The following is a 26,006-nucleotide window of genomic DNA, read 5'->3' as shown; positions in this document are numbered from 1 at the left end:
AAATCAAAACTTTATTGAAAATGTTAAGTCGTGATTTTATTATGCTTTATTTGTTTATTGGCGCTTGTTTTTCTTTCTTTTTGCCATCGTGGTAAAATGAAAGGAGCAGGCGTCGCTTTTTATAATTTTAGCGATAATAAAACGTCTATATGAATGAAACGGGAGGATTTCGATTGAAAAACAAATTAGTATTAATTGATGGAAATAGTATTGCTTATCGTGCATTTTTCGCATTGCCATTGCTAAACAATGATAAGGGTGTATATACGAATGCGGTGTTAGGTTTTACAACGATGTTGCTGAAGATTATTGAAAATGAATCACCAACTCATATGCTCGTAGCGTTTGATGCAGGAAAAACCACGTTCCGTCATAAGACATATACAGAATACAAAGGTGGTAGACAAAAGACTCCTTCTGAATTGAGTGAACAGTTTCCTGTCATTCGTGAGGTGCTAGATGCCTTTAATATTAAGAGATATGAAATTAAGAACTATGAAGCAGATGACATTATTGGAACGGTATCAACCATTGCGAGTAAGGAAGATTGGGAAGTTAAAATATACTCCGGTGATAAGGATCTTCTTCAGCTAGTTTCAGATAACGTTCATGTTGCTTTAACTCGTAAAGGGATTACAGATATTGATACATATGACCCTGCATTTCTTAATGAAAAATATGGACTTTCTCCAGATCAAATTATCGATATGAAGGCGCTAATGGGTGATAACTCGGATAATATCCCTGGGGTACCAGGGGTTGGAGAAAAAACGGCTCTTAAATTATTGAAGCAATTTGGCACAGTTGATGCGGTTTATGAGTCGCTTGATAAAGTGTCGGGCAAAAAGCTTAAGGAAAAACTTGAAGAGAACCGTGATCAGGCCATGATGAGTAAGGAACTCGTAACAATATTTAAGGAGACGCCTCTTGAGCTTGGAATAAATGATCTGTCATACAGCGGATATGAACATGATGCTGTAGTTTCATTATTTAATGAGCTCGGCTTTAAAAACCTTCTTAATCGAATTGGTGGAGAGCAAAATGAAGAACAAGAAATAGATGAATTGTCTTTTGATTTGGTTAAAGAAATTGAAGAGCATCATTTAATCAGTCCTTCTGCCATGATCGTTGAGGTAATGGAAGAAAATTATCACAATGCGGAAATACAAGGTATTTCTATTGTGAATGAAAATGGGAATTATTTCATACCAACCGAAGTCGCAATGTCTTCTAAGCTATTAAAAAACTTCCTTGAAGATCGATCTCAGAAGAAGTGGGTGTTTGATGCGAAGCGAGCAGTTGTTGCTCTAGGGTGGAAAGGGGTTGCGCTAGAAGGCATTACGTTTGATTTAGTAATTGCTTCTTATTTACTGAATCCCTCTGAGTCAACGCATGATATATCTGCTATTTCTCGTCGAGAAGGCTTTTCAATCGTTTCCTCTGATGAATCGGTTTATGGTAAAGGGGCAAAACGCAAACTTCCAGAACAAGACGAGCTTGCAGACCACCTTGTTCGAAAAGCTTTCGCTGTTTTCCAATTAAAAGAGACACTTGAAGAACAGTTAAAAAAGAATGAACAATATGAGCTATTTCACGATCTTGAAATGCCGTTAACCCTTGTTCTTGGTGAAATGGAAACAAAAGGTGTATCCGTTGATACGAAATTCCTTGAGAAAATGGGTGCAGAGTTAAATGAGAAATTAAGCAAAATCGAAGCAAGGATTTTTGAACTTGCAGGTACAGAGTTTAACATCAATTCGCCTAAGCAACTCGGTGAGGTTCTATTTGATAAGCTAGAGCTTCCGGTGATTAAGAAAACAAAAACTGGATATTCAACTTCAGCTGATGTACTCGAAAAGCTTGAAAGTAAACACGATGTTATTCCAGAAATTCTTCTTTACCGTCAATTAGGGAAGTTGAATTCAACATATGTAGAAGGTTTACTAAAAGTGATCTATTCTGATACTGGGAAAATTCATACAAGGTTTAACCAGGCTCTCACGCAAACAGGTCGACTTAGCTCTACAGACCCTAACTTACAGAACATTCCGATTCGTTTAGAAGAAGGCCGTAAGATTAGAAAAGCTTTCATTCCATCTAATGAAAACTGGGTTATGTTTGCGGCAGACTATTCGCAAATTGAACTAAGAGTCCTTGCACACATCGCTCAGGATCAAAATTTAATCGAAGCTTTCCAACAGGATGAGGATATTCATACGAAAACAGCGATGAATGTGTTCAACGTTAACAAGGATGACGTTACGTCGAATATGAGAAGACACGCGAAAGCTGTTAATTTCGGAATTGTTTATGGTATTAGTGATTATGGTCTTTCTCAAAGTATTGACGTTTCGAGAAAGGAAGCTGGCGAATTCATCGATCGGTACTTAGAGAGTTTCCCAGGGGTGAAAAATTACATGGAAGATGTAGTTGTTAAGGCGAAAGAAGAGGGGTATGTATCAACAATGCTCCAGCGAAGAAGATATCTGCCCGAAATTAACTCAAGGAACTTTAATCAAAGAGGGTTTGCTGAAAGAACGGCAATGAACACACCGATTCAAGGAACGGCTGCTGATATTATTAAGCTTGCGATGGTTCAAATGGATACGCGATTAAAAGAAGAAAATCTAAAAACGCGTATGCTACTTCAAGTACACGATGAATTAATTTTTGAGGCACCAGAAGAAGAAATTGAAACGTTAAAACGGATCGTACCTGAAGTGATGGAATCTGCAATCAAACTGGATGTACCGCTGAAAGTTGATTATGAATATGGCTCCACCTGGTATGATGCGAAGTAGGCATCAAAGGAGAGGGAATAATGCCTGAATTACCAGAAGTAGAAACAGTTAAACGCACGCTCGAAGAATTAATCGTAGGGAAACGAATTACAAATGTATTAGTAAAATGGCCAAAAATCATCAAGAAACCTGATGATGTCGAAGCATTTAAAATGAAGGTGATTGGACAGACATTTAAGGGTGTAAGAAGAAGAGGGAAGTTTCTAAAGCTTATACTCGAGGATGATGTGATCGTTTCGCATCTTCGAATGGAAGGGAAATATAAGTTAACATCTATAGAAGAAGAGTTTGATCATCATACTCACGTATTCTTCACTTTTGATGATGGGACAGAACTTCGATACCATGATGTACGTAAATTTGGCACGATGCACTTGTTTCCGATTGGAGTAGAAGAAAATGAGTTGCCGCTTGCTCAGCTAGGTTATGAACCATTTTCTGATCAGTTTACCCCAGAAGTTTTACAACAGGGGTTTAAAAAGACTTCTAGGAAAGTAAAAACGGTATTATTAGATCAAACAATCGTTGTGGGATTAGGAAATATTTATGTGGATGAGGCATTGTTTAAAGCTGGTATTCATCCTGAGCGAGTGGCTTCAACGTTAAAAGAAAACGAAATTGAAGAGCTTCATGCTGAGATTGTGAATACGTTAAAAGATGCTGTAAACAAAGGTGGAAGTACAATACGTTCCTATGTAAATAGTCAGGGAAAAGTTGGAACTTATCAGGACAGTTTATTTGTCTATGGTAGAGCAGGTCAAGAGTGTAAGAGGTGCAATGGAGAACTTTCCAAAATCGTAGTCGGTGGGCGCGGTACGACATTTTGTCCTGACTGTCAGATAAATGAGTGATTCGTAGCGTTGGATGGGCTGCTTTCATATACTATTTAAGATTTTAGTATGGAAGGAGCTCGCCTATGTACTGGGTTTCTCTTTGTTTCTTAGCACTTGCAGTAAGTGTAGATGGATTTGGGGTCGGCTTAACTTATGGCTTGCGAAGAATGAGGATTCCTTTTAAGTCAATTCTCATTATTTCAATCTTTTCGGCGGTCTCCATGTTGGTCGCTATGGGGTTTGGGTCCCTTTTACAATTATGGATATCAGATATATTAGCCCAGCGTATTGGAGGCGGCATCCTTATTGCGCTTGGTGGCTGGGTGCTGTATCAAATGTTTCGTAACAATAAAGAAGCAGAAAAAACTGTTTCAGAGCGAATCCTTCTTCATTATGAAATTCGCTCGCTTGGAGTGGTCATCAGTATATTAAGAAAGCCGACAACAGCCGATTTTGATGACTCCGGTACGATTACAGGTATTGAAGCTATCATGCTCGGTGCAGCATTGTCGCTAGATGCCTTTGGAGCAGGGATTGGTGCGTCAATGGTTGGGTTTCCACCAATTGAAACTTCTCTTTTAATCGCATGTATGAGTTCGTTATTCCTGCTTTTAGGTCTTAAGTTTGGTAACTTCACTTCAAATATTAAATGGATGGATAAACTTTCTTTTTTACCAGGGTGTTTACTCATCATTCTGGGCTTTATGAGAATGTAGGAAAGGAGAAGATACGATGGATATAGGACTTACCGGTGGAATTGCTAGTGGAAAAAGTACTGTGGCAGAAATGATTCGCCGATATAACATACCAATAATTGATGCAGATGTGATGGCAAGAAAAGTGGTTGAACCTGGTGAGCCAGCTCTAGAAGAGATTTTTCGTTTGTTTGGAGAGGAAATGAAGGATGATAATGGTGGGCTTGATCGGAAGAAGCTTGGCTCTGTTATCTTTAAGGACGATGACAAGCGTAAGCAATTAAATCGTGTTCTTCATCCCGCTATTCGAAAAGGAATGCTTGACGAAGCTGCAGCTTATAAAGAACAAGGAAACGCTCACGTGGTATTCGATATTCCGCTGTTATTTGAAAGTAAACTGACTCATATGGTAGATCAAACACTTCTTGTCTATGTTAATGCTGACGTCCAGTTGAAACGATTAGTGGAGCGAGACGGTAGTACAGAAGAAGAGGCAACTGATCGCATACATTCTCAATTGCCTATCGAACAGAAGAAAAAGCTTGCTGATGAAGTGATTGATAATATGGGAACACGTGAAGAAACAGATAAGCAGCTTAGGAACATTCTAACTAAATGGAAAATCATTTAAAAAAATACGCCTTTCTGGCGTGTTTTTTTGTATTTATTTAGACGATTGCTCAGATATATGACGATTTACAAAAATAGTGTAAATTAATCTTTTCAATTGCATATTATATGTTATACTAATTTTGTGATAGGGGAAATAAGTATAACACATATATGGCGGGAGGAACGCTGGATGAAATCAAGAGTAGCGATTAATGGCTTTGGAAGAATTGGGCGTATGGTATTTAGAAAGGCAATTATGGAAGATAGTTTAGAAGTTGTGGCAATTAACGCTAGCTATCCGCCGGAAACGCTCAGCCATTTAATTAAATATGATAGCATTCACGGTACATTTGATGGAGAAGTAGTCCCTGTTGAAAACGGGATAAAAATTAATGGTAAAAAAGTTGTTGTTTTAAACAACCGTGATCCGAAAAGTCTTCCTTGGAAGGATATGGGGATCGATATTGTGATTGAAGCCACTGGTAAATTCCGTACAAGAGAAGAAGCAGCCTATCATATTGATGCGGGTGCTACCAAGGTAATCATAACAGCTCCTGGTAAAAATGAAGATCTTACAATTGTGATGGGCATAAATGAAAGCGAATACAAAAATGAAAAACATCACGTTCTTTCAAACGCTTCTTGTACAACCAACTGTCTTGCTCCTGTAGTACAGGTGCTTGATAAATCCTTTGGTGTTGTCTCGGGAATGATGACAACTGTGCATGCGTATACGAATGACCAAAAAAATATCGACAACCCCCATAAAGATTTGAGAAGAGCTCGCGCTTGTGGTCAGTCAATCATACCGACTTCGACAGGAGCGGCAAAAGCAATTTCTAAAGTTTTACCACACCTTGAGGGGAAACTTAACGGCATGTCACTTCGTGTACCTACACCAAATGTCTCACTTGTAGATCTTGTAGTAGATCTTGAGAAGGATGTGACAATTGATCAGGTTAATGATGCTTTAAAGGCTGCTTCCGAGGGACCGCTTCGAGGAATTCTTGGCTACTCTGATGAACCTCTCGTTTCCATTGATTACAACGGAAATGATCATTCATCGATTGTCGATGGACTTTCTACAATGGTCGTTGAGAATAAGAAAGTAAAGGTCCTTGCCTGGTACGATAATGAGTGGGGTTACTCATGCCGAGTTGTTGATATGGCGAAGTATGTGGGAGAAAGAATACCCGAGAGATTGAAAGCAATCGTATAGAAAGTGGGAGAAGAGGCGGTATATCACCGCTTCTTTTTTTATAAGCTTGTGTTATTGATAGCTCGATTTTTGTTCGAATCAATGGGTTGACACAGCGCGTAAATACTACAAAAATCAACAAGGCTCGTTAATATAGTCGGTATGTAAAATAACGTAATGATAGTACTCGCGAAATTCACATCTTAGTTAAAGGAGCAGTTAACGATAAACCAAATATATTTGAATGATTGAATCATACTACAGTTAATAGGATAAAATTAGTCATATAAGAATATAATGAGCTTTAATGCTCAATAACGACGAACTAACAAAAAGGTTCTTTAATTTATTCTTGCAAATCTATTTTAAAAGCCTTATACTATTTTTCGTGAACTTCTTTTATAGCAATTTGGCATTGAAAACTACTTAAAGGGTTAGGACCTCATCGGACTAACTTTCCCCCGTGGTGGATTTTCGATACCGCATGCTAATCAATGCATGAGTAAATTTAAAGGGGGAATTTTGCTATGGATACAATGGGTCGTCACGTCATTGCTGAACTATGGGGCTGTGACATTGAAAAATTAAACAACATGAAATTTATTGAAGAAACGTTTGTTGAAGCTGCTCTTAAGTCCGGTGCTGAGGTTCGTGAAGTTGCATTTCATAAATTCGCTCCACAAGGCGTTAGTGGTGTTGTTATTATTTCTGAATCACACTTAACGATTCACAGTTTTCCTGAACATGGTTATGCAAGTATTGATGTATATACTTGTGGAGATCTTGATCCGAACGTTGCGGCTAACTATATTGCTGATGCTCTCGGTGCAGATTCACGAGAAAACATTGAACTTCCTCGAGGCATGGGTCCGGTCAAACCTAAAGTTAGAGAAGAACAGTCAGCGTTTACTTCATAATAATACAATGATTGAAAAGGGTGCTCAGTGCACTCTTTTTTTATATTCACTAAGAAGACATCTCGCTTTTCCTATCGGTCCTATTCCTTTCAATGTGATTGATTTATCAGTCATTTATTGCTATTCTTAAAAAAAATAGAGGAGGACCTGGGGTGGGAATAAAAGAATTTTTTAGCAACCGTTCTGAAACTGGGGAAAGACATCCGAATGATGCTCTTAAAACCCATTATTTTAAAGCGACAAAGGAACAGGCTTTTACAGAAGCGAAAGCCGTCCTTCAACAACACTATAAAGGTGAAATCGTTACGAATTCTCCGGAGCGTGGAGAATTTGTTTTTCAAGTGAAAGGTCCTAAAAAGGCCCTTATTGTTGTAACAGTTGTCACGGTTCGTGCTTATAGAACTGCCGTTGATTTCTCTGTTTCAACAGAGACGCCACTTCCAGTTGATTTCGGATACAGTAAGAAAGTCATTGCAACCATTTATAATGATTTAAAAAAGAAACTTACGTTAATCGGAACAGGGATTTCTGAGCAGTTTTAAGGGTAGGTGTGTCTTGACACATTTTATGCTAAAATAGTAGTAGAAATCTTGTTCGTTTAGTGGAGATGATCTTATGCGTTGTCCCAACTGCAATCACAATGGTACAAGGGTGCTTGATTCTCGGCCGGTTCACGAGGGCCGTTCGATTCGTAGGCGCCGTGAGTGTGAATCGTGTACGTATCGATTTACGACATTTGAAACAGTTGAAGAAATACCGCTTATAGTAGTGAAAAAAGAAGGAACTAGAGAAGAGTTTAGCAGGGATAAAATTCTTAGAGGTTTAATTAAAGCCTGTGAAAAAAGGCCTGTTCCACTTGAAACTCTAGAAACAATTGTTAATGAAATCGAACGTGATCTTCGTAATCAGGGAGCTTCCGAGATCAGTAGTGATGTTGTGGGAGAGCTTGTTATGGATCAGCTGGCAAAGGTTGATGAAGTTGCTTATGTTCGATTTGCTTCTGTCTATCGTCAATTTAAAGATATTAATGTCTTTATCCGCGAATTAAAAGAATTAATTAACAGAGCAGAATAACAAAGGGGGAGCTTCGCGTAAGCTCTTTTTTTGTACGGTTTCAAAAATTATGAGGAATACAAAGGTGAAGCATATGCATTGGAAAGAACTTCTTCCTGTTGATACGCTTCAGATTGAAGCATCCGGACTTTTGCACGAGTATGATCGAAGAGTACTAACATTGTTATATCAACCTTTAATCGGGGCTCCGGCCTACAGTCTTTATATGACTCTCTGGAGTGCTCATGAGCAGCAGAATCATTTTGTTACAACAATGACTCATCATAATTTGCTACTTATGATGAGATGGGATTTGAAGAGAGTACTTGAAGAGAGACGTAAATTAGAAGGAATTGGCCTGTTGAAAACATATGTAAAAGACAGTGGAGATCCTAGACATTTTACTTATGAATTGCAAGCTCCTCTCACACCGGAACGCTTCTTCAATGATGGCGTACTGAATATTTATTTATTCAATCGATTAGGACGTAATCGATACAATGATCTAAAAAAGCACTTCACAGTGGAAAAGGCAGATCTAGCTGAGTATAGTGACGTGACTGCATCATTTAATGAAGTATACGATTCTCTTCACCCGTCTGAAATGACTGGTATGAGCGAAGTAGAAGAGGAAGTAACGATAGAGAAACGTGATGAAAATAAAGGCCTTGTTTTTACTTCTTCGCAATTCGACTTCGATATGATGAAGCAGCACATTTCTGATATGATTGTCACTGAGAAAATGTTTACAGAGTCTGTTAAGAAAACGATTGAGCGACTTGCTTTTGTGTATAAAATTGAACCATATGAAATGGGCCGGATTGTGGAACAAGCTGCAATTCACCATGACGAACTTTCTGATGATCTATTGCGAAAGGAAGTAAGCAGTTGGTTCGCGCTTGAAAATCGTGGCAAAGTGCCTGCTCTCCAATATAGAAGTCAACCTGTTTCTTTACAAGAGTTTCATAAGAAAGAACCTGAGACAGAAGAAGAGAAAGCGGCGCAGAGATATGAACAGATGACGCCATATGATATTCTTCAGCGGGCAGCTGAAGGGGGAAAACCTTCTGAAGCAGATATGAAGCTTGTGGAGCGAATAATGGATGAACAAAAGCTGACTCCTGGTGTTATGAATGTCTTACTTGATTTCATTCTAGAAACGCAGGATAAGAAGTTATCGAAGAATTATGTAGAAAAGTTTGCGAGTCACTGGGCAAGGGCAAGGGTAAAGACAGTAAGAGAAGCAATGAACCTTGCCATTAAAGAGCTTCAGCAACCGGCCAAGAAAAAAACAGGCTCTTCCAATCGTGGGAAACCTGCCGCTAGAAAAGACAAAGTGCCTGAATGGATTTCAGATCAAAAAGAACCGGATATGTCTCATGAGGAGCGATCTGAGAAACAGGATCAGCTTAAAAAGATGCTAAGTAAATATAAGAAATAAGCGGGGTGAACAAGAATGGAATCAATCCAGGAATCATTTAACAAGATGCCAGGCAATAAGAAATTCCAGGAACAGTACCAAGAGATGAAGAAGGCTATTATGGCCGATGAAGATATTCGTGCATTTATTGAAGAGCATGACGAGGTCGATGACAAAATAATTGATAGAAGTCTTGCAAGACTATATGAATATACAACACAAGCAAAGCGATGTGAAGGATGCCCTGGTCTCTCGAACTGCATTAATATGATGGAGGGGTACGAGCCTGAGCTATTTATTAATCGTTCGGTGATTGATATTCGCTACAACCGTTGTCCAACAAGAATTGAAGATGATAAGAACAAAAAGCGTAATCAGATGATTCAAAGCTACTATATTCCGAAAGAAATTCTTCAGGCTACCTTCGCGGATTTGGATGATGAAGATCCTGTTAGAATTGAAGCGATTGGGACGGCGATTCAATATGTAGAAGATTTCGTTCCTGGTGAAACCACTAAAGGGCTTTATATTCATGGAGGTTTTGGGGTAGGGAAAACGTTTATTCTCGGGGCTATTGCAAACCAGCTGGCGAAAGAAAAAGGGGTTCGTTCTCAGTTTATTTATACTCCGGATTTCTTCCGTCAAATGAAAAGCGCCATTCAAGATCAATCTATTGATGAAAAGCTTGATTATTTAAAAGAAACACCGCTCTTGATACTTGATGATATTGGAGCGGAAAATATCTCAAGTTGGGTACGAGATGATATTCTTGGAACTTTATTACAATATCGTATGACTGAGGGGTTACCAACTCTGTATTCATCTAACCTGGACTATGCTTTGCTTGAAGATCATTTAGCTTATTCCCATAAAAGTGGAATTGAAGAAACGAAAGCTAAGCGGATTATGGAGCGAATTAAGCACTTTACCACGCCTGTATTTTTAGAGGGTAAAAATAGACGAGTTTAAAGTCTTCCATTACGGAAGGCTTTTTTTTGGTTCTATACATCATTTCGCATATTCTGCCATATAGATTCTAATGAGAAGGTAGTGGACAGGAGGGAATGCGTTGGTTTCGATAACATTTACTGATATAGATGACTTCCAATTTGTATTCGATCAATTGAACAAGTTCATTAAAATCGGTGACTCAGTCATTGTAAATGAAGAAGAGTTAAGTCTTTCTGTTGCGATAGGCCCATATGATACAAAACTGTGTTATCAGATTTCTCAATGCATTGCTAACTGTGTGAGTACCTTCTATGAGAAGCGTTGGATGGAACAGCTATTAACTTCAACGTATTATTATCAAGATAAAGATGAAATTGGTGAAATTACATCCATTGCTCGAAGTATTGGAGATGGGGATAAAGAAGACTATCCAGGTGCTCATCGCTATGCTAATCGAAGGGACGTACTGCTTCAGTCAACATTATCGTGTATTGAACAGGGTGGAACCATTTTGTTTGATTCTTTTTTAAGATTTCGAACGGGTCCTTATCGTGCTTTGCTAAATGAATTGATTGGAGAAGCGATTGACGAATATAAACTTGAACAAGAATATCAAAACTTCGTTGAAGGTTTAAGAATTCTATTGCGATCCAGGCAATCTCTTCAGAAAAAAGTAGTTCTTGTTTATGATAAAACATATCAATTATTTGATATGAATGGGTCACTATTAACTGGTATAGAAGGGAAGTTGGAAGATCTTCCTGTTGGGCTAACCATAGATGAGATAGATTCTGAAATTCTATTTCCCCTTCTGCTGCTTGCTCCAGAAGAAGTTTGTATTTACACGGATGATTCCGATGAGGGGCTCATTCAAACAATCCGAAATGTGTTTGAAGAAAGGTTAAGTTTTTTTCCGTATCGTATGTCTAAACTATTTTTTTCAGGCAATCCTTAAAATAAGCTTGATTTTCATATGTACACTACTTATAATACCTACATACACGCATATACGTAATTGTTACGATAAGGACATGGGATGTGTTGTTAGCTTTCAGAGAGGGAAGGATTGGTGCGAACTTCCTAGCGAGACGAGCATACTTACCACCTTTGAACTCTGCCCTGGAAATGGGGTGGCGTTTCTGCTACGTTACAGCAGTCTGAGCCGTATAGGTTATTATCTTATGCGGGAAGCAGGGTGGAACCACGAGATCAACACTCGTCCCTTTTGGGATGGGTGTTTTTTATATGCAAAAAAAGGAGTGAAGAAGCATGGCTGAAATGGTAAAAATAACGTTTCCTGACGGTTCTGTAAAGGAATTTAATAAAGGGACAACAACGGAAGAGATTGCAAGCTCAATCAGCCCGGGCCTAAAGAAAAAGGCTCTTGCAGGAAAAGTGAATGGTGTTCTTTTTGATTTGAGACGCGAAATTGAAGAAGATGCTTCTATTGAAATTGTAACACCTGAAAGTGAAGACGGTCTTGAAGTGCTTCGTCATAGTACAGCGCACCTTATGGCACAGGCAATTAAACGCCTCTACAGTGATGTAAAACTAGGAGTAGGGCCGGTTATTGATAGTGGTTTCTACTATGATATTGACTGCCCTGTATCTATTACGCCTGAGGACCTGCCTAAGATTGAGAAAGAAATGAAGAAAATCATTAATGAAAATCTTGAAGTGAAGCGTATCGTTGTAAGTCGCAGTGAAGCAGAGAAAATGTTTAAAGAGATTGGCGATGAGCTCAAATTAGAGCTATTAGAAGCTATTCCTGCTGACGAACAAGTGACAATTTATGAACAGGGTGAATTCTTTGACCTTTGTCGTGGACCACACGTTCCATCTACTAGTAAGATTAAAGCCTTTAAATTACTTTCGATTGCAGGCGCTTATTGGCGTGGAGATAGCGAAAACCAGATGCTTCAACGCATTTATGGAACAGCTTTTCCAAAGCAATCTCAAGTTGAAGAATACCTTCATCTTTTAGAAGAAGCTAAAGAACGTGATCACCGCAAACTCGGTAAAGAACTTAAGCTATTTACTATTTCCCAAGAGGTAGGACAGGGACTTCCGATTTGGTTGCCAAGAGGGGCGACTATTCGTCGGACGATTGAACGATATATTGTAGATCTTGAGGAACGTCTTGGGTATAACCATGTATATACACCTCACCTTGCAAATGTTGATCTATATAAAACAAGTGGTCACTGGGATCACTATCAGGATGATATGTACCCTCCGATGAAAATGGATGAAACAGAAGAACTTGTTCTTCGTCCAATGAATTGCCCGCATCATATGATGATTTATAAAAACGATCTGAAAAGCTATCGTAGTCTTCCATACCGCGTTGCGGAGCTTGGAACAATGCATCGATATGAAATGTCTGGAGCGCTAGCAGGTCTTCAGCGCGTACGTTCGATGACGCTAAATGACGCTCACATCTTCTGTCGTCCTGATCAAATCAAGCAAGAATTTATTGAAGTTGTCGAGCTTATCCAGGAAGTTTATAAAGACTTTAACATCAGTGACTACTCATTCCGTCTTTCTTATCGCGATCCAGCAGATAAGAAAAAATATATCGACAATGATGAAATGTGGGAAAAAGCACAAAGAATGCTTAAAGAAGCAATGGATGACCTAAACGTCGAATATGTGGAAGCTGAAGGCGAAGCGGCGTTTTATGGTCCGAAATTGGATGTTCAGGTGAAAACAGCTCTAGGTAAAGAGGAAACTCTTTCGACTGTTCAACTTGACTTCCTACTTCCAGAGCGATTTGATCTATCTTATATTGGTGAAGATGGCAACCACCATCGTCCAGTTGTTATTCATCGCGGCGTTGTTTCTACAATGGAACGCTTCGTAGCATTCTTAATTGAAGAATACAAAGGAGCATTTCCAACTTGGCTTTCACCTATCCAGGCGGAGATTATTCCGGTATCAGAAGTTCACTTAGAATATGCGAAGAACGTTCAGAAAAAACTTCAGCGTGCAGGAATTCGTGTCGAGGTTGACGAACGCAATGAAAAGATTGGTTACAAAATTCGTGAAGCTCAAATGCAGAAAATTCCTTACATGCTCGTAGTAGGTGATAAAGAGGTTGAAGGTGAAGCGGTTAACGTACGCCGCTATAGCCAGCAGGATTCTGAGACTGTTTCATTGAATGATTTCACAGCTAGAATTGAAGAAGAAATTAAACAGAAGAAGTAATGTAAGACCGGCATAATTGCCGGTCTTTTATTAATATAGAAAAGAAATTTACAAAAAACACTTGTCACAAAGGGAAAGATTCGTTATGATAATCAAGTGCACTTCGAACGAATCTTATCACCTTGACATACATTTGGTCAGCATGGTATACTGTCTTAGGTAATTAAATATCGGAAACAAAGCAAGCAGAAGCGCCCGCTTCTCACCTGATTGACGCCGTAACTGGTAGTTTGCAGGTACACTGTTCTTATAATTGTGTAATGTGTGGGTGCCGTATGCGCCGACGCTTTTTTTATGCTTTGAACCGGATATAAACCATTTAATGACATCATGTTAGATGATCATCATCGAACAATAACCATGGAGGTGGCTGATTATTAGTAGAGATATGAACGTCAATGAGGGCATTCGTGCTCGGGAAGTACGTCTAGTTGGTGCAGACGGAAACCAAATTGGTGTGAAATCCAAAACTGAGGCATTAGATATGGCTCGTAATGCAAATCTTGATCTTGTAATGGTTGCTCCAAACGCGAAACCTCCTGTTTGTCGCATTATGGACTACGGAAAGTTCCGCTATGAGCAGCAGAAGAAAGAGAAAGAAGCGCGTAAGAAACAAAAGATCATTACCGTTAAAGAAGTTCGCTTGAGCCCGAACATTGAAGAACACGACTTCAATACGAAGCTTCGTAATGCACGTAAGTTTCTTGAAAAAGGCGACAAAGTGAAAGCATCGATCCGTTTCCGCGGACGTATGATTACACACTCTGATATCGGTAAAAAGGTGCTTGAGCACCTAGCAGAAGATTGCAAAGATATTGCAACTGTTGAGTCCAAACCAAAAATGGAAGGACGCAGCATGTTCCTAATCTTGGCACCTATCGCAGAAAAGTAATTCTTGAAGGAGGAACTCACTCATGCCAAAAATGAAATCTCACCGTGGAGCTTCAAAACGGTTTAAGAAAACTGGATCAGGTAAACTTAAGCGCAGCCGTGCTTACACTAGCCATATGTTCGGTAACAAGTCTCAAAAGCAGAAGCGTAAGCTTCGTAAAGCTTCTCTTGTTTCCGCAGGTGACTTCAAGCGCATTAAGACTTTAATCTACAACAAGAAGTAATCGGTTATTATATTATTGAGACACAGAAATTAGGAGGGGTTTAGTATGCCAAGAGTAAAAGGTGGCTACGTAACACGTCGTAGACGTAAAAGAACGTTAAAACTCGCAAAAGGATATTACGGATCTAAGTCTTTGCTTTTCAAAGTTGCTAATCAGCAAGTTATGAAATCAAACATGTACGCTTACCGTGACCGTCGTCAGAAAAAACGCGACTTCCGTAAGCTTTGGATCACTCGTATCAACGCGGCAGCTCGTTTGAACGGACTTTCTTACAGCCGTTTGATGTTTGGTCTTAAAACAGCTGGTATCGACATCAACCGTAAAATGCTTGCAGAACTAGCAGTAAATGACGAAAAAGCATTTGCTGAACTAGCTTCAAAAGCAAAAGAAAACTTGAAATAAGTTCTTTAAAACCATCCTCACATGTTGAGGGTGGTTTTTTTGTAAGCTATGTTACTTATATCGTTGATTCTCAATTTTGTCTCACAGAGCGTAAATGAGTCAAAATCAACAGCGTTCATTAACATAGCCTTTTTGAAAAAAGTTATAATAGAGGAGAGAGTAAGTGTTGGATGGTTTAATTGTATTAGGAATATATTTGGCGATCATCAATAGTTGGAGTTTCATAGCTATGGGGATCGATAAGCGTAGAGCGCAAAATGGAAAGCGAAGAATTCCCGAAAAGACGCTATGGTTTTTATTTATCTTTGGAGGAAGCTTCGGTGGTTTAACTGGAATGAAGAATTTTAGGCATAAAACAAAACACAAGCAATTTGTGTATGGCATCCCCGCTCTATTAGCTCTTCATCTCGTGCTCTTTGTTATCTATGCATACATCTATATGTAGAAAAAACGCCGAATGGGCGTTTTTTTTATTTAGTGTATTGTTCTTTTTTTTTTCATAAGACGAACTTGTTTTCAATTAGGATTCATTTTGCTTAAGGTACCTTTTGTCTTTCAGAAATAGGCGCCAGAAGTAGATGAATCCTGGGGTTAAAATAAAGAAGGCTACAATGTAGGTGACGATTAATGCTCTAAATGTAGCGGGGTCTGTGAATCCAGTTTCAATCGTTACATTTGGATATACGATATAAGGTAAATGAGCTGAACCATAAGCATAACTAGCAAGTAAATATTGTGTAACGATACTAACCATAGCAAGCCTCGGAATACCGACACCTGTTTTTCTAGGAATAAAGAGAGCGAGATATCCGATTGCAAAGGTTGTGATAGAACCAATTAACCACGGTACATAGTCCATTAAATTGTCATAAAGCCATGGAGCTTCCGTTCGAATAGTGAGAACGAGTAAACCCGCCATCGCTAGTGAGATTGGACCGACAAGAATAGCATCCCTTCTATAAGTTTGATAAGCATCTTCATCTCCTGATACGTTAGAGTAATCAGAAAGCAGCAGAGATGATAGAAAGAGCGTGCTTGAGATGGCGAAGGCCATGAAAGCATAAACACTTGGACTTGTAAATAATTCACCCAATAAAAGACGTTCTATCCCGTTTGATGTTTGTATAAATCCGCCATGCGTAATAGGCAACACGCAAATCAAGAGAGCTGGAATAAGAAAACCAGTTATTCCTGATATCAAGGTTAAGAGGCGTTTGTAATTTGAAGAAGCGGAATGAGAAAATACAAGAAACGCACTCCTAAGGGCAAGTAATAGTATAATCAAACTCCCTGGAATGAGAAGGACAGTACCAAGGGTAAACGTTGCTCCAGGGAAAAAGCTGAAAAGAGCTACGACAATGGCAACGATAAATACATTTGTTACTTCCCAAGATGGAGATAAATAGCGATTCGCAATATTTGTCGCTTTCGTGTTGTTTTTATTTAAATAGATCATGGACCAAAACCCAGCACCGAAATCGATTGTGGCCATAACCGCATAAATAAAAACAAGACCCCATATTAATGTGATAGCGTAAAATGCTTCTGACATGTGGTTCACCTCTTATTCTTTTTTAACGGTATAGGCAGGTGCCTACTGATCGAGTTCCTCGCTAATCGGGTTACGATTGAAATAGTAGCGAAGGACGAGGACTGTTGAGATCATTAAAATGATATACACAATGAGAAAGAGAACAAAGAGCAGGCCGATATTTCCTGAAGTTGTGACTGCTTCTTCTGTTTTCATAACGTGATAGATAATCCAGGGCTGTCTGCCGGTACAGGCGAATATCCATCCGAATTCAATTGCTGTAATGGCGAGCGGACCTGCAGCAATAAATGCCCACATAAGCCAGCGTGGAAATTCTTTTCGTTTAAGGATTTTGTACCAAGTAAACCCAACAATAGACAATAGCATGAGTAGGGAACCAATCCCGACCATTGAATTGAACAAGGTATGGACAAATAGTGGTGGCCACTCTTCTTCAGGCCATTCTTCAAGACCGAGTACTTCCGTATCAAATGCGTCGTCGGATAGAAAACTAAGTGCCCACGGAACTTCAATTGCCCACTTTACCTCACGTTCTTCTTTATCGGTGTAGCCGCCAATAGCAAGTGGTGCATAAGTTTGTGTTTCAAACAAACCTTCCGCCGCCGCGAGTTTCTCAGGTTGATATTGATACAGTTGTTGAGCAGATTCATGTCCATTTAAGGCGGTCAAGATTGAAAAAACCCCTCCGATAACGAGCCCCATCATTAATGCTTTATGATGAAATTTATATTCTCTCGTATTACCTCGTTGACGAATCATTTTATATGCCGCAATCGATGCGATAACAAATGCCCCTGTCATTAAAGCAGAAACAGTTACGTGTCCAGCTGTAACTAGGAAGGAAGGATTGAAGAATGCCTCCCATGGATCAACGTTAACGAACTTTCCGTCTACTATCTCAAATCCAGCTGGTGTACCTTCAAAAGCGTGGACATTTGTAATTAAGATAGCTGATGCGCTCGCACCGAATGCAACAAGCGTTACGCTCACAATTCGCATGATTGGAGAAAGGCGATCTGCAGCATAAACATAGATTGACATAAAGAGAGCTTCTAGGAAGAAAGCATATATTTCAATTTGAAAGGGCAATGCAATCACTCGTCCAACGACTTCCATAAATCCTGGCCATAAGAGAGAAAGCTGTACACCTGCAATGGTTCCGGTAGGAATCGCCACCCCTAGTAAAACAGCAAACCCTTTCGTCCATCGATTGGCCATTATCGCATAATCTCTATCTTTTGTTTTTTGATACATGAGCTCAGCTACAAGAACCATTAAAGGTAAGCCTACACCGAGTGTTGCATAAATAATATGTACGCCCATTGTCATTCCAAATAATGAACGAGCAATAACGAGTTCATCCATAATTTATCCCCTCCAATTACCGAACTGATTAAATCTCCCCTTATTGTCCACGTATTTCCAAATAATATTCTAATCGAGATCCTTCGCTTTTTGACATAACAGCTCGTCTCTTGTCATAAAGGTTAAAGGAAGGGGGGAACATCATGAATGAGCTCGTCCTACCGCTTGTGGAGGTTGTATCTAATAGCGGAATTTACGCCCCGTTCTATTTCATTATTTTTCATTTTATTCGTCAGTTTGTATTTGTTCCAGTTAGTGTTGTTTGTGTTGCTGGTGGAGTGATGTTTGGCGCAATATATGGCACGATTTACTCATTGATTGGGATTACTGTTGTAAGTACGGTTTTTTATTTAGTTGTTAAGCGGACGCCGGGTTTGTTTAAGAAGATTATTCGAATGAAAGAACGATGGACACGTAAACATATGCCAATGTCAGTTGGGCAAATTGCCATCCTTCGATTAGTACCTTTCGTTCATTTTCATTTCATTTCCCTTTGTTTAATTGAGGTGTCTAAAGACTTTAGAGATTATTTGCGGTCATCCCTCATTTCAAATGTACCTCTCGCTTTGTTGTATTCTTTCTTTGGAACGGCAATTAGTAGGTTCGATCCGGTCGTCATCGTACTCATGTTGTGTGGACTTGTCATCCTTTTCTATTTACTAAGAAGAAGAGAGTGGATTATGAAGTGGGAGGATTTCTTTCAGCCTGTGAGATAAAAAAGCTTTTTAATTTGATCGTAAACAAACAAAACCCCTCCAGATCGGAGGGGTTTTGTTTGTTAAGTATTTTCGCGATGGCGTAAAAATTCTTTGACTGGGCTCTTCCATTCAATTTTTGCACTAGGATAGCGGATGTCCATTTCCTTTTCAAGAAAATAGAAATCTTCTTTCTCAAGTAAATATAGTTCTGATGCATTTTTCACCCCTACTGAAAGGGTAATAATATCGAACGAATTTTCAGTAGTGCCAAGGTACTTTTCACCTTCGAATAAGGCACCTTTGTAGGTGACGAGAAAATTCTTTCTTACATTGGACGAGTCATCGAAAAAATAGTATTCTTTATGATCGTGAGCTTTTTCCAGCTTTCGTTTTGGATCCATAAAAAAGCGGATGACAGAATAAGCGATCAATACCATGGCTACGAGAATGACAAGACGAAAAAGAATAATAATCATTAGTCAGCACCTCATTTTCACTATGCTTCTATTCTCTATACGTATATGATAAAGAAAGGTTTCATAAAAAGAAAAGATTTAAGAAAGGAAGAGTTCATTGAAATTCGAACAATTATTTACATTACAAAGACAACTTGATACTCGGATTGTAAAGGAACACAATCTGGAGCATGAAGATTTATTCGAGAATAAACTACTTGCTCTTAAAGTCGAGATTGGAGAACTAGCGAATGAAACACGTTGTTTTAAATATTGGAGTAAAAAAGCTCCTTCCCCTAAAGAAACGATTCTAGAGGAGTATGTGGATGGTATTCATTTTATTCTCTCATTAGGGATTGAATTGGGCATTACAACGTATGAAGCAGTGTCAAAAGGCGACCCCGCTGGCTCTGAAGTACATGCTTTCCATCGTGTCTACAAAGCGATTGATCAAGTGGCAAGTGAAAAAAATGAGGAAGCATTTAACGATTTAATGGAAAGTTATCTTTTACTTGGACAACTTATCGGGCTACGGTTTGAAGAAATGAATGAAGCGTATTTGAAAAAAAATAAAGTGAATCATACTCGACAGGATCAGGGATATTAGATTCAAGAGTCCTCTGAATTGTGAAATATTTCGGAAACCGTTATAATGAACAGAGAATACATATCAAGGAGGCAATACATATGGCTAAGCTAGACGAAACGTTGCAGATGCTGAAAGAACTCACTGATGCGAATGGCGTACCAGGTAACGAACGTGAACCTCGTGAAGTGATGAAGAAGCACATTGAATCTCTTTCAGATGAAATCATGTATGATAATCTAGGCAGCTTAATTGCGGTTAAAAAAGGTAAAGCAGAAGGCCCAAAAATTATGGTTGCAGGTCACCTCGATGAGATTGGCTTTATGGTAACGCGTATTGATGATAAAGGCTTTCTTTATTTCCAAACAGTTGGCGGCTGGTGGGAGCAGGTTATGCTTGCACAGCGTGTTAACGTCATGACTCGTAATGGTAACATTATGGGCGTCATCGGTTCTAAACCACCACATATTCTTCCTCCTGAACAGCGTAAGAAATCGGTCGACAAGAAGGATATGTTCATTGATATTGGTGCTTCAAGCCGAGAAGAGGCTATGGAATGGGGCGTTAAGCCGGGAGATTCTGTTGTTCCAGTTTGTGAATTTACTGTTATGAATAACGAAAAAATGCTTATGGCGAAAGCATGGGATAACCGTATTGGCTGTGCTATTGCGATCGAAGTACTTCGTAAGCTAAAAGGAGAAGAGCATCCTAATACTGTCTACGGCGTTGGTACGGTACAAGAGGAAGTAGGTCTTCGCGGAGCGACTACGGCTACAAACATGATTAAGCCTGATATCGGCTTTGCGGTTGACGTTGGTATCGCTGGTGATACTCCTGGAGTAAGTGATAAGGACGCTCAATCCAAAATGGGGAAAGGTCCTCAAATTATTATGTATGATGCTTCAATGGTCGGTCACAAAGGTCTTCGTGACTTTGTAACAGATACAGCTGATGAGAACAATATTCCTTATCAGTTTGACTCTATTGCAGGCGGTGGGACAGATTCAGGTAAAATTCATTTAACAGCAAATGGAGTACCTGCACTTTCCATCACAATTGCCACACGCTATATTCATACTCACGCAGCGATTCTTCATCGTGACGATTTTGAGAATGCAGTTAATTTGATTGTTGAAGTGATTAAAAAGCTTGATGCTGATACTGTGAAAGAAATTATCTTTAACTAGAACACAAAATCCGGTGGCTCTTGCCACCGGATTTTGCTTGTTAATTTACACCCTGTGCCATATAAGAGAGCATTTGCTCTCGCTCATTTTCTGGTGCTTCTTTCCAAAGAATTTCGAAAAGAACACCAAGCCCAGGGAGCATTTTCTCTTCTCCGCTTTGCATGGCGTCGAGGATTGTCGCTTCGAGTTGCTCCTCGTTGTTGCCATTAATATTAGCGAGAATCGCTTTGCGTAAGTTAAGGTCCATACTTTCCACCTCACCTTTCTCATTCGCTTGTTGGTTCAAGCCTCATTAGTATGAGCGAATTGAAGAAATTTCATGAGTTTTATTGGAATCTTCCCTTTCAACCCTTTATAATGGAAACATTGAAAACTGAAGGAGAGCATAATGATTATCGAATCCGCTAAAAATCAAAAAGTGAAAGATTGGAAAAAACTTCAGACGCGAAAGGGTAGAGAGAAAGCTTTCTCTTATATCATTGAAGGTCCACATATTGTAGAAGAAGCTGCAAAGGCTGAAGCTTCAATCACAGAATTGATTGTGACAGAAGGCACTGACTTATCTGCTTATCCGTTTAAAGAGCTTCCTGTTGTCTATACTGTTACGGAGAAAGTGATGCAAGAACTAACGGATACAGAAACACCACAGGGGATTATGGCCGTTTGTAAAATGGTTGAGCCTGAACTACCTCGTCATGGCAAACTATTATTACTGGACGCTATTCAGGATCCCGGTAATTTGGGAACGATTATTCGAACTGCAGATAGTGCTGGATACGACGGCCTTCTACTTGGACATGGAACCGTTGATGCTTATAACAGTAAGGTGCTTCGATCCACCCAGGGATCTATTTTTCATCTTCCTGTAATAAAAGGGGACTTGGTGACAGAAGTTCAGAAATTAAAAGAAGCTGGCATGCTTATATACGCAACAGAAGTGAGTGGAGGAACGCCATATCAAGAGCTTGATTCATCTTCTCAGTTTGCTGTCATTCTTGGAAACGAAGCAAACGGTGTATCAGACGAGCTTCAACGTTTAGCAGACGAGAACGTGTATATTCCGATATATGGTAAAGCAGAGTCGTTAAATGTCGCCGTTGCAGCAGGAATTCTGATGTATGGATTGTTACCTTCATAATAAGGCTTGCGGATATAGCGATTTTTTTCTATAATTAAAAGCAACTTATATATGTTAAAAACAATGATGGAGAGTAGTAAGCTGCCGCTGCCTTTGCAGGGAGGAAATGCCGAGACTGAAAGCATTTCTATTGGGACGCTGCCGAATTCGCTCTGGAGTTGCCGCTTTGTTCGTTCGAAAGCGGATCGGTTTACAAGCCGTTATTCTTTGCTTAAGGCTGATAGGTGTACTCTATCGGTGAATTAGGGTGGTACCGCGAAATCAAATCTTCGCCCCTTTCTGGGGAGCGAGGATTTTTTTATTGCAAAAAGAAGCAAACACGAAAATGAAGTGGAGGTTGAAAAGATGCAAGAGCGTTTACAAACGTTGAAAGAAGAAGCACTATCAGAAATTCAGCAAGCTTCTTCAATGAAAGAAGTGCAGGATATCAAAGTGAAATACCTTGGAAAAAAAGGTCCAATTACAGAAATTTCTAAAGGTATGGGGAAATTGTCTAAAGAAGAACGTCCGAAAATGGGGCAGCTCGTTAATGAAATTCGCTCAGCGATTTCGGATCAATTAGAGGAGAAAGTGACTCGCTTAGAAAAAGCAGCCGTAGAAGAACGATTAAAGAAAGAAACGATCGATATTTCTCTGCCGGGTCGGCCAATTAAGAGAGGAAATCATCACCCACTAACGAGGGTAATCGAAGAAATTGAAGACCTATTTCTTGGTATGGGATTCTCGATTGCGGAAGGACCAGAAGTTGAAACCGATTATTATAATTTCGAAGCGTTAAATCTTCCTAAGGATCATCCGGCTCGAGATATGCAGGATTCATTCTATATAACTGAAGAAACGCTATTAAGAACGCATACCTCTCCAATGCAAGCTAGAACGATGGAGAAGTTAAATGGAGAAGGTCCTGTTAAAATCATCGTGCCCGGTAAAGTTTATCGCCGTGATACAGATGATGCAACACACTCCCATCAGTTTATGCAAATTGAAGGACTAATGGTTGGTGAGAATGTTCGCATGAGTGATCTAAAAGGTGTGCTCCAATCATTTGCGAAGAAAATGTTTGGAGAAGAACGTGAAATCCGTCTTCGCCCAAGCTTCTTCCCATTTACTGAGCCTTCTGTGGAGATGGATATTTCTTGCTTTAATTGTGGCGGGAATGGCTGCTCTGTATGTAAAGGAACCGGATGGATAGAAATTCTTGGAGGCGGTATGGTACATCCGAATGTACTTCGCATGTCCGGCTTCGATCCTGAGAAAGTCACTGGGTTTGCATTTGGTATGGGACCAGAACGGATCGCTATGCTGAAATATGGTATTGATGACATACGTCATTTCTACACGAATGACAGCAGATTTATTAAACAATTTAATTCACTATAATATGATTGGAAGTTAGGAGGAGAAAACATGCTCGTATCAATGAATTGGCTACAGCAGTATGTAGATTTAGATAGTTACTCAGCTGATGAACTAGCAGACCTGATTACTAAGGGTGGTATTGAGGTTGAAACAGTCGAAAAGCTTAATAAAGGAATTACCGGCGTGGTTATTGGTCACGTTCTTGAATGTCAGCAACACCCTGATGCTGATAAGTTGAATATTTGTCAGGTGAATGTTGGTGAAGAAGAGCCGGTCCAAATTATTTGTGGAGCACCAAATATTGCTCAAGGACAGTACGTAGCTGTAGCAAAAGTTGGGGCTGTACTTCCAGGCAATTTTAAGATTAAGAAAGCAAAACTTCGCGGTGAAGCTTCTCATGGTATGATCTGCTCACTTCAGGAGCTTGGAATTGAAAGTAAACTTGTATCGAAAGAGTATGCAGACGGAATCTTTGTATTTAGTGAAGACGTGACACCTGGTGAAGATGCGCTTGAATACTTGAATCTAAATGATGAAGTTCTTGAGCTAGGTCTTACTCCAAACAGAGCTGATGCGATGAACATGATCGGCGTCGCTTATGAAGTTGGGGCAGTATTGAATCGCTCAATTGAGCTTCCGTCTCCAGAGCTTGTTCGCTCGGATGAAGACGTTGAAGAGTATGTGTCAGTTCGTGTAGAGAATGAAGAAGATAATCCTTATTATGGAGCTTCCATTATTAAAGACGTAACGATCAAATCATCACCGCAGTGGCTTGTAAATCGCCTCGTTTCTGCTGGTATTCGTCCAATTAACAACGTAGTCGATATTACGAACTATGTTCTTTTGGAATACGGACAGCCGCTTCATGCTTTTGATTATAATCGATTTGGATCGAAGGAAGTCGTGATACGTCGCGCAACTGAAGGAGAAAAAATTGTCACTCTCGATGATGCTGAACGCACGCTTTCGAATGAGCATCTTGTCATCACGAATGGTTCAAAACCCGTTGCCGTGGCTGGTGTTATGGGTGGTGCTGATTCTGAAGTACAAGAAGACACAACAACGATTTTGCTTGAAGCAGCTTACTTTAACAGCAAGCTTGTTCGGAAAGCATCGAAAGATCTAGGGTTACGTAGTGACTCAAGTGCGCGTTTTGAAAAAGGAATTGATCGAAACCGCGTTGTTGGTGCAAGCGAACGCGCTGCTCAGCTCATTCAAGAAATTGCCGGTGGAACAGTGTTAAAAGGTATTGCTGAACAGGGAGCTCGAACCATCGAAGCTCTTGACGTTAGTATTGAAGTGAATCGAATTAATCAAGTTCTTGGAACAGAAATTTCTGAAACAGAAGTTGCTGCTATTTTTGAGCGTCTGCAATTCTCTTATCAGAACTTTGGTGGCACATTTACCGTTCAGGTACCGCCGCGCCGCCCGGATATAACGATTTCTGAAGATTTAATTGAAGAAGTAGGACGCCTCTACGGATATGATAATGTTCCTGCAACGCTACCTCTTACAGAAAGTACACCAGGACAGCTGTCAGAATATCAAGTGAAGCGTCGCCATGTTCGCCGTACGCTTGAAGGCGCAGGTCTTTTCCAAACAGTAACGTATTCTCTTACGTCGCCTTCTAAACGTCTTTTCTTCTCTGATGAATCAGCCGAAGCTGTTCGTCTTGCGATGCCAATGAGTGAAGAAAGAAGTGAACTTAGAACGAGCCTGATTCCGCATCTTCTAGAGGTAGCGCAGTATAACCGCAACCGTCAGCTAGATAATGTTGCTTTCTATGAAACGGCTTCTGTGTTCTTACCAGGTGATGAGCTTCCGGTAGAACAGGAACACCTTGCTGGCGTAGTGTCAGGATTATGGCAAGAGCACCTATGGCAAAAAGAAAAGAAAGTCGCTGATTTCTTTGTTGTAAAAGGAATCCTCGAAGAAATAGCGGTTGAATTTGGTTTAGAGGATCGTCTTTCGTTCGCTCGTGCAGAAGAGCCAAAGCTTCACCCAGGTCGTACAGCATCGGTTTATCTCGATGATGAGCTCATCGGATATATCGGTCAACTTCATCCAGAAGTTGAGAAAGATCTTGATTTGAGTGAAACATACGTTTTTGAAATCAATCTAGAGAAGTTACTGAATGCAGATGTTGCTCACCTTCAATACAAAAAGCTTCCACGATTCCCGTCTGTTACTAGAGATGTGGCTCTTGTTGTCAGTGAGTCGCTTGAAGCTGGAGAAGTGAAGAAAGTCATTAAAGAAGCTGGTGGATCTAAGCTTGTGGACATTCAACTATTTGATGTTTACCAGGGTGAACATCTTGATGAAGGTCAAAAATCACTAGCCTTTTCTCTTAGATATTACAATCCAGAACAAACTTTAACAGAAGAAGAAGTGAAGAAGGCACATGACCGTGTTCTTACAGCAGTAGAAGAACAATTTGGAGCTGCCCTTCGTCGATAACTACA

The 26,006-nt window shown here is 39.8% G+C and carries 26 protein-coding genes and 3 other annotated features; of the genes, 22 read left to right on the top strand and 4 right to left on the bottom strand.

The window, feature by feature from the left end; genetic code table 11:
- Positions 1-173: 173 nt before the first annotated feature.
- From polA to AC0VYV_RS15810, 16 genes are all read left to right on the top strand, one after another.
- Complete coding sequence (polA, locus tag AC0VYV_RS15885) at positions 174-2,801, top strand: DNA polymerase I (protein ID WP_475372751.1); 2,628 nt, start codon at positions 174-176, stop codon at positions 2,799-2,801.
- A 20-nt stretch (positions 2,802-2,821) separates the two neighbouring features.
- A complete protein-coding gene (gene mutM, locus AC0VYV_RS15880; RefSeq protein WP_475365596.1) occupies positions 2,822-3,652 on the top strand; it encodes a DNA-formamidopyrimidine glycosylase in 831 nt (276 codons plus the stop codon).
- A 65-nt stretch (positions 3,653-3,717) separates the two neighbouring features.
- On the top strand, positions 3,718-4,350 hold the full coding sequence (ytaF, locus tag AC0VYV_RS15875; protein ID WP_194219314.1) for a sporulation membrane protein YtaF: 633 nt from the start codon (positions 3,718-3,720) through the stop codon (positions 4,348-4,350).
- Between the two features lie 16 nt (positions 4,351-4,366).
- On the top strand, positions 4,367-4,960 hold the full coding sequence (coaE, locus tag AC0VYV_RS15870) for a dephospho-CoA kinase (protein ID WP_194219315.1): 594 nt from the start codon (positions 4,367-4,369) through the stop codon (positions 4,958-4,960).
- A gap of 171 nt (positions 4,961-5,131) precedes the next feature.
- Positions 5,132-6,160: a glyceraldehyde-3-phosphate dehydrogenase gene (locus tag AC0VYV_RS15865; protein WP_475365595.1), complete on the top strand. Its 1,029-nt coding sequence runs from the start codon at positions 5,132-5,134 to the stop codon at positions 6,158-6,160.
- A 506-nt stretch (positions 6,161-6,666) separates the two neighbouring features.
- Complete coding sequence (gene speD, locus AC0VYV_RS15860) at positions 6,667-7,056, top strand: adenosylmethionine decarboxylase (protein ID WP_194219317.1); 390 nt, start codon at positions 6,667-6,669, stop codon at positions 7,054-7,056.
- Between the two features lie 152 nt (positions 7,057-7,208).
- Positions 7,209-7,598, top strand: coding sequence for a cytosolic protein (locus AC0VYV_RS15855; protein ID WP_475365594.1), 390 nt, complete (start codon positions 7,209-7,211; stop codon positions 7,596-7,598).
- Between the two features lie 73 nt (positions 7,599-7,671).
- Positions 7,672-8,130, top strand: coding sequence for a transcriptional regulator NrdR (gene nrdR / locus AC0VYV_RS15850; RefSeq protein ID WP_404681390.1), 459 nt, complete (start codon positions 7,672-7,674; stop codon positions 8,128-8,130).
- Between the two features lie 73 nt (positions 8,131-8,203).
- Positions 8,204-9,550, top strand: coding sequence for a replication initiation and membrane attachment family protein (locus AC0VYV_RS15845; RefSeq protein ID WP_283154270.1), 1,347 nt, complete (start codon positions 8,204-8,206; stop codon positions 9,548-9,550).
- A gap of 15 nt (positions 9,551-9,565) precedes the next feature.
- Positions 9,566-10,498 (top strand): primosomal protein DnaI, encoded by a 933-nt coding sequence (gene dnaI, locus AC0VYV_RS15840; RefSeq protein ID WP_475365593.1) that lies wholly within the window; start codon positions 9,566-9,568, stop codon positions 10,496-10,498.
- Positions 10,499-10,598: 100 nt separating this feature from the next.
- Positions 10,599-11,435: a putative sporulation protein YtxC gene (locus AC0VYV_RS15835; RefSeq protein WP_475373971.1), complete on the top strand. Its 837-nt coding sequence runs from the start codon at positions 10,599-10,601 to the stop codon at positions 11,433-11,435.
- 56 nt (positions 11,436-11,491) lie between these two features.
- Positions 11,492-11,707: a binding site (T-box leader), on the top strand.
- 42 nt (positions 11,708-11,749) lie between these two features.
- The gene (gene thrS / locus AC0VYV_RS15830) at positions 11,750-13,687 is read left to right on the top strand and encodes a threonine--tRNA ligase (RefSeq protein WP_194219323.1); all 1,938 of its coding nucleotides are present in this window, start codon (positions 11,750-11,752) and stop codon (positions 13,685-13,687) included.
- A gap of 177 nt (positions 13,688-13,864) precedes the next feature.
- Positions 13,865-13,986: a sequence feature (ribosomal protein L20 leader region), on the top strand.
- An 89-nt stretch (positions 13,987-14,075) separates the two neighbouring features.
- Positions 14,076-14,579, top strand: coding sequence for a translation initiation factor IF-3 (gene infC, locus AC0VYV_RS15825; protein WP_194219324.1), 504 nt, complete (start codon positions 14,076-14,078; stop codon positions 14,577-14,579).
- A gap of 22 nt (positions 14,580-14,601) precedes the next feature.
- Positions 14,602-14,802 carry a 50S ribosomal protein L35 gene (gene rpmI, locus AC0VYV_RS15820; RefSeq protein ID WP_048312400.1) on the top strand — a complete coding sequence of 67 codons (201 nt, stop codon included), beginning with the start codon at positions 14,602-14,604 and terminating at the stop codon, positions 14,800-14,802.
- A gap of 45 nt (positions 14,803-14,847) precedes the next feature.
- Positions 14,848-15,204 carry a 50S ribosomal protein L20 gene (rplT, locus tag AC0VYV_RS15815; RefSeq protein ID WP_098444486.1) on the top strand — a complete coding sequence of 119 codons (357 nt, stop codon included), beginning with the start codon at positions 14,848-14,850 and terminating at the stop codon, positions 15,202-15,204.
- Positions 15,205-15,367: 163 nt separating this feature from the next.
- Positions 15,368-15,649, top strand: a complete 282-nt coding sequence (locus AC0VYV_RS15810; RefSeq protein ID WP_475365591.1) for a DUF1294 domain-containing protein — start codon at positions 15,368-15,370, stop codon at positions 15,647-15,649.
- Between the two features lie 75 nt (positions 15,650-15,724).
- Here AC0VYV_RS15810 and AC0VYV_RS15805 read toward each other — a convergent pair whose 3' ends face one another.
- On the bottom strand, positions 15,725-16,765 hold the full coding sequence (locus AC0VYV_RS15805; RefSeq protein ID WP_475365590.1) for a cytochrome d ubiquinol oxidase subunit II: 1,041 nt from the start codon (positions 16,763-16,765) through the stop codon (positions 15,725-15,727).
- Between the two features lie 33 nt (positions 16,766-16,798).
- The gene (locus AC0VYV_RS15800; protein ID WP_475365589.1) at positions 16,799-18,121 is read right to left on the bottom strand and encodes a cytochrome ubiquinol oxidase subunit I; all 1,323 of its coding nucleotides are present in this window, start codon (positions 18,119-18,121) and stop codon (positions 16,799-16,801) included.
- 143 nt (positions 18,122-18,264) lie between these two features.
- On the opposite strand from AC0VYV_RS15800, the gene AC0VYV_RS15795 reads away from it, so the two are divergent.
- A complete protein-coding gene (locus AC0VYV_RS15795) occupies positions 18,265-18,837 on the top strand; it encodes a TVP38/TMEM64 family protein (RefSeq protein ID WP_194219327.1) in 573 nt (190 codons plus the stop codon).
- Between the two features lie 62 nt (positions 18,838-18,899).
- Here AC0VYV_RS15795 and AC0VYV_RS15790 read toward each other — a convergent pair whose 3' ends face one another.
- Complete coding sequence (locus AC0VYV_RS15790; RefSeq protein WP_430243921.1) at positions 18,900-19,295, bottom strand: sigma-w pathway protein ysdB; 396 nt, start codon at positions 19,293-19,295, stop codon at positions 18,900-18,902.
- Positions 19,296-19,392: 97 nt separating this feature from the next.
- Here AC0VYV_RS15790 and AC0VYV_RS15785 point away from each other — a divergent pair, with 97 nt between their 5' ends.
- Both AC0VYV_RS15785 and AC0VYV_RS15780 read left to right on the top strand, forming a co-directional pair.
- Positions 19,393-19,881 carry a dUTP diphosphatase gene (locus tag AC0VYV_RS15785; RefSeq protein ID WP_475365588.1) on the top strand — a complete coding sequence of 163 codons (489 nt, stop codon included), beginning with the start codon at positions 19,393-19,395 and terminating at the stop codon, positions 19,879-19,881.
- 80 nt (positions 19,882-19,961) lie between these two features.
- Positions 19,962-21,047 carry a M42 family metallopeptidase gene (locus AC0VYV_RS15780; protein ID WP_283153904.1) on the top strand — a complete coding sequence of 362 codons (1,086 nt, stop codon included), beginning with the start codon at positions 19,962-19,964 and terminating at the stop codon, positions 21,045-21,047.
- Positions 21,048-21,087: 40 nt separating this feature from the next.
- Here the strand turns inward: AC0VYV_RS15780 and sspI are convergent, their stop codons facing one another.
- Positions 21,088-21,294, bottom strand: coding sequence for a small acid-soluble spore protein SspI (gene sspI, locus AC0VYV_RS15775; RefSeq protein WP_194219331.1), 207 nt, complete (start codon positions 21,292-21,294; stop codon positions 21,088-21,090).
- Positions 21,295-21,432: 138 nt separating this feature from the next.
- Here sspI and AC0VYV_RS15770 point away from each other — a divergent pair, with 138 nt between their 5' ends.
- The 3 genes from AC0VYV_RS15770 (at position 21,433) to pheT (ending at position 26,001) form a co-directional block, all read left to right on the top strand.
- Positions 21,433-22,185, top strand: a complete 753-nt coding sequence (locus AC0VYV_RS15770; protein WP_475367501.1) for a TrmH family RNA methyltransferase — start codon at positions 21,433-21,435, stop codon at positions 22,183-22,185.
- Between the two features lie 54 nt (positions 22,186-22,239).
- Positions 22,240-22,465 (top strand) — a binding site (T-box leader).
- Between the two features lie 65 nt (positions 22,466-22,530).
- Entirely contained in the window at positions 22,531-23,565 is a 1,035-nt protein-coding gene (gene pheS, locus AC0VYV_RS15765; protein ID WP_194219332.1) for a phenylalanine--tRNA ligase subunit alpha, read from the top strand.
- A gap of 27 nt (positions 23,566-23,592) precedes the next feature.
- Positions 23,593-26,001: a phenylalanine--tRNA ligase subunit beta gene (gene pheT / locus AC0VYV_RS15760; RefSeq protein ID WP_475365587.1), complete on the top strand. Its 2,409-nt coding sequence runs from the start codon at positions 23,593-23,595 to the stop codon at positions 25,999-26,001.
- The last annotated feature ends 5 nt before the right edge of the window (positions 26,002-26,006 follow it).

This window comes from Anaerobacillus sp. QJM3NY_17 (genome assembly GCF_056173665.1).
The sequence above is the reverse complement of the archived record's forward strand: the minus strand, read 5'-3'. Positions and strand labels throughout refer to the sequence as shown.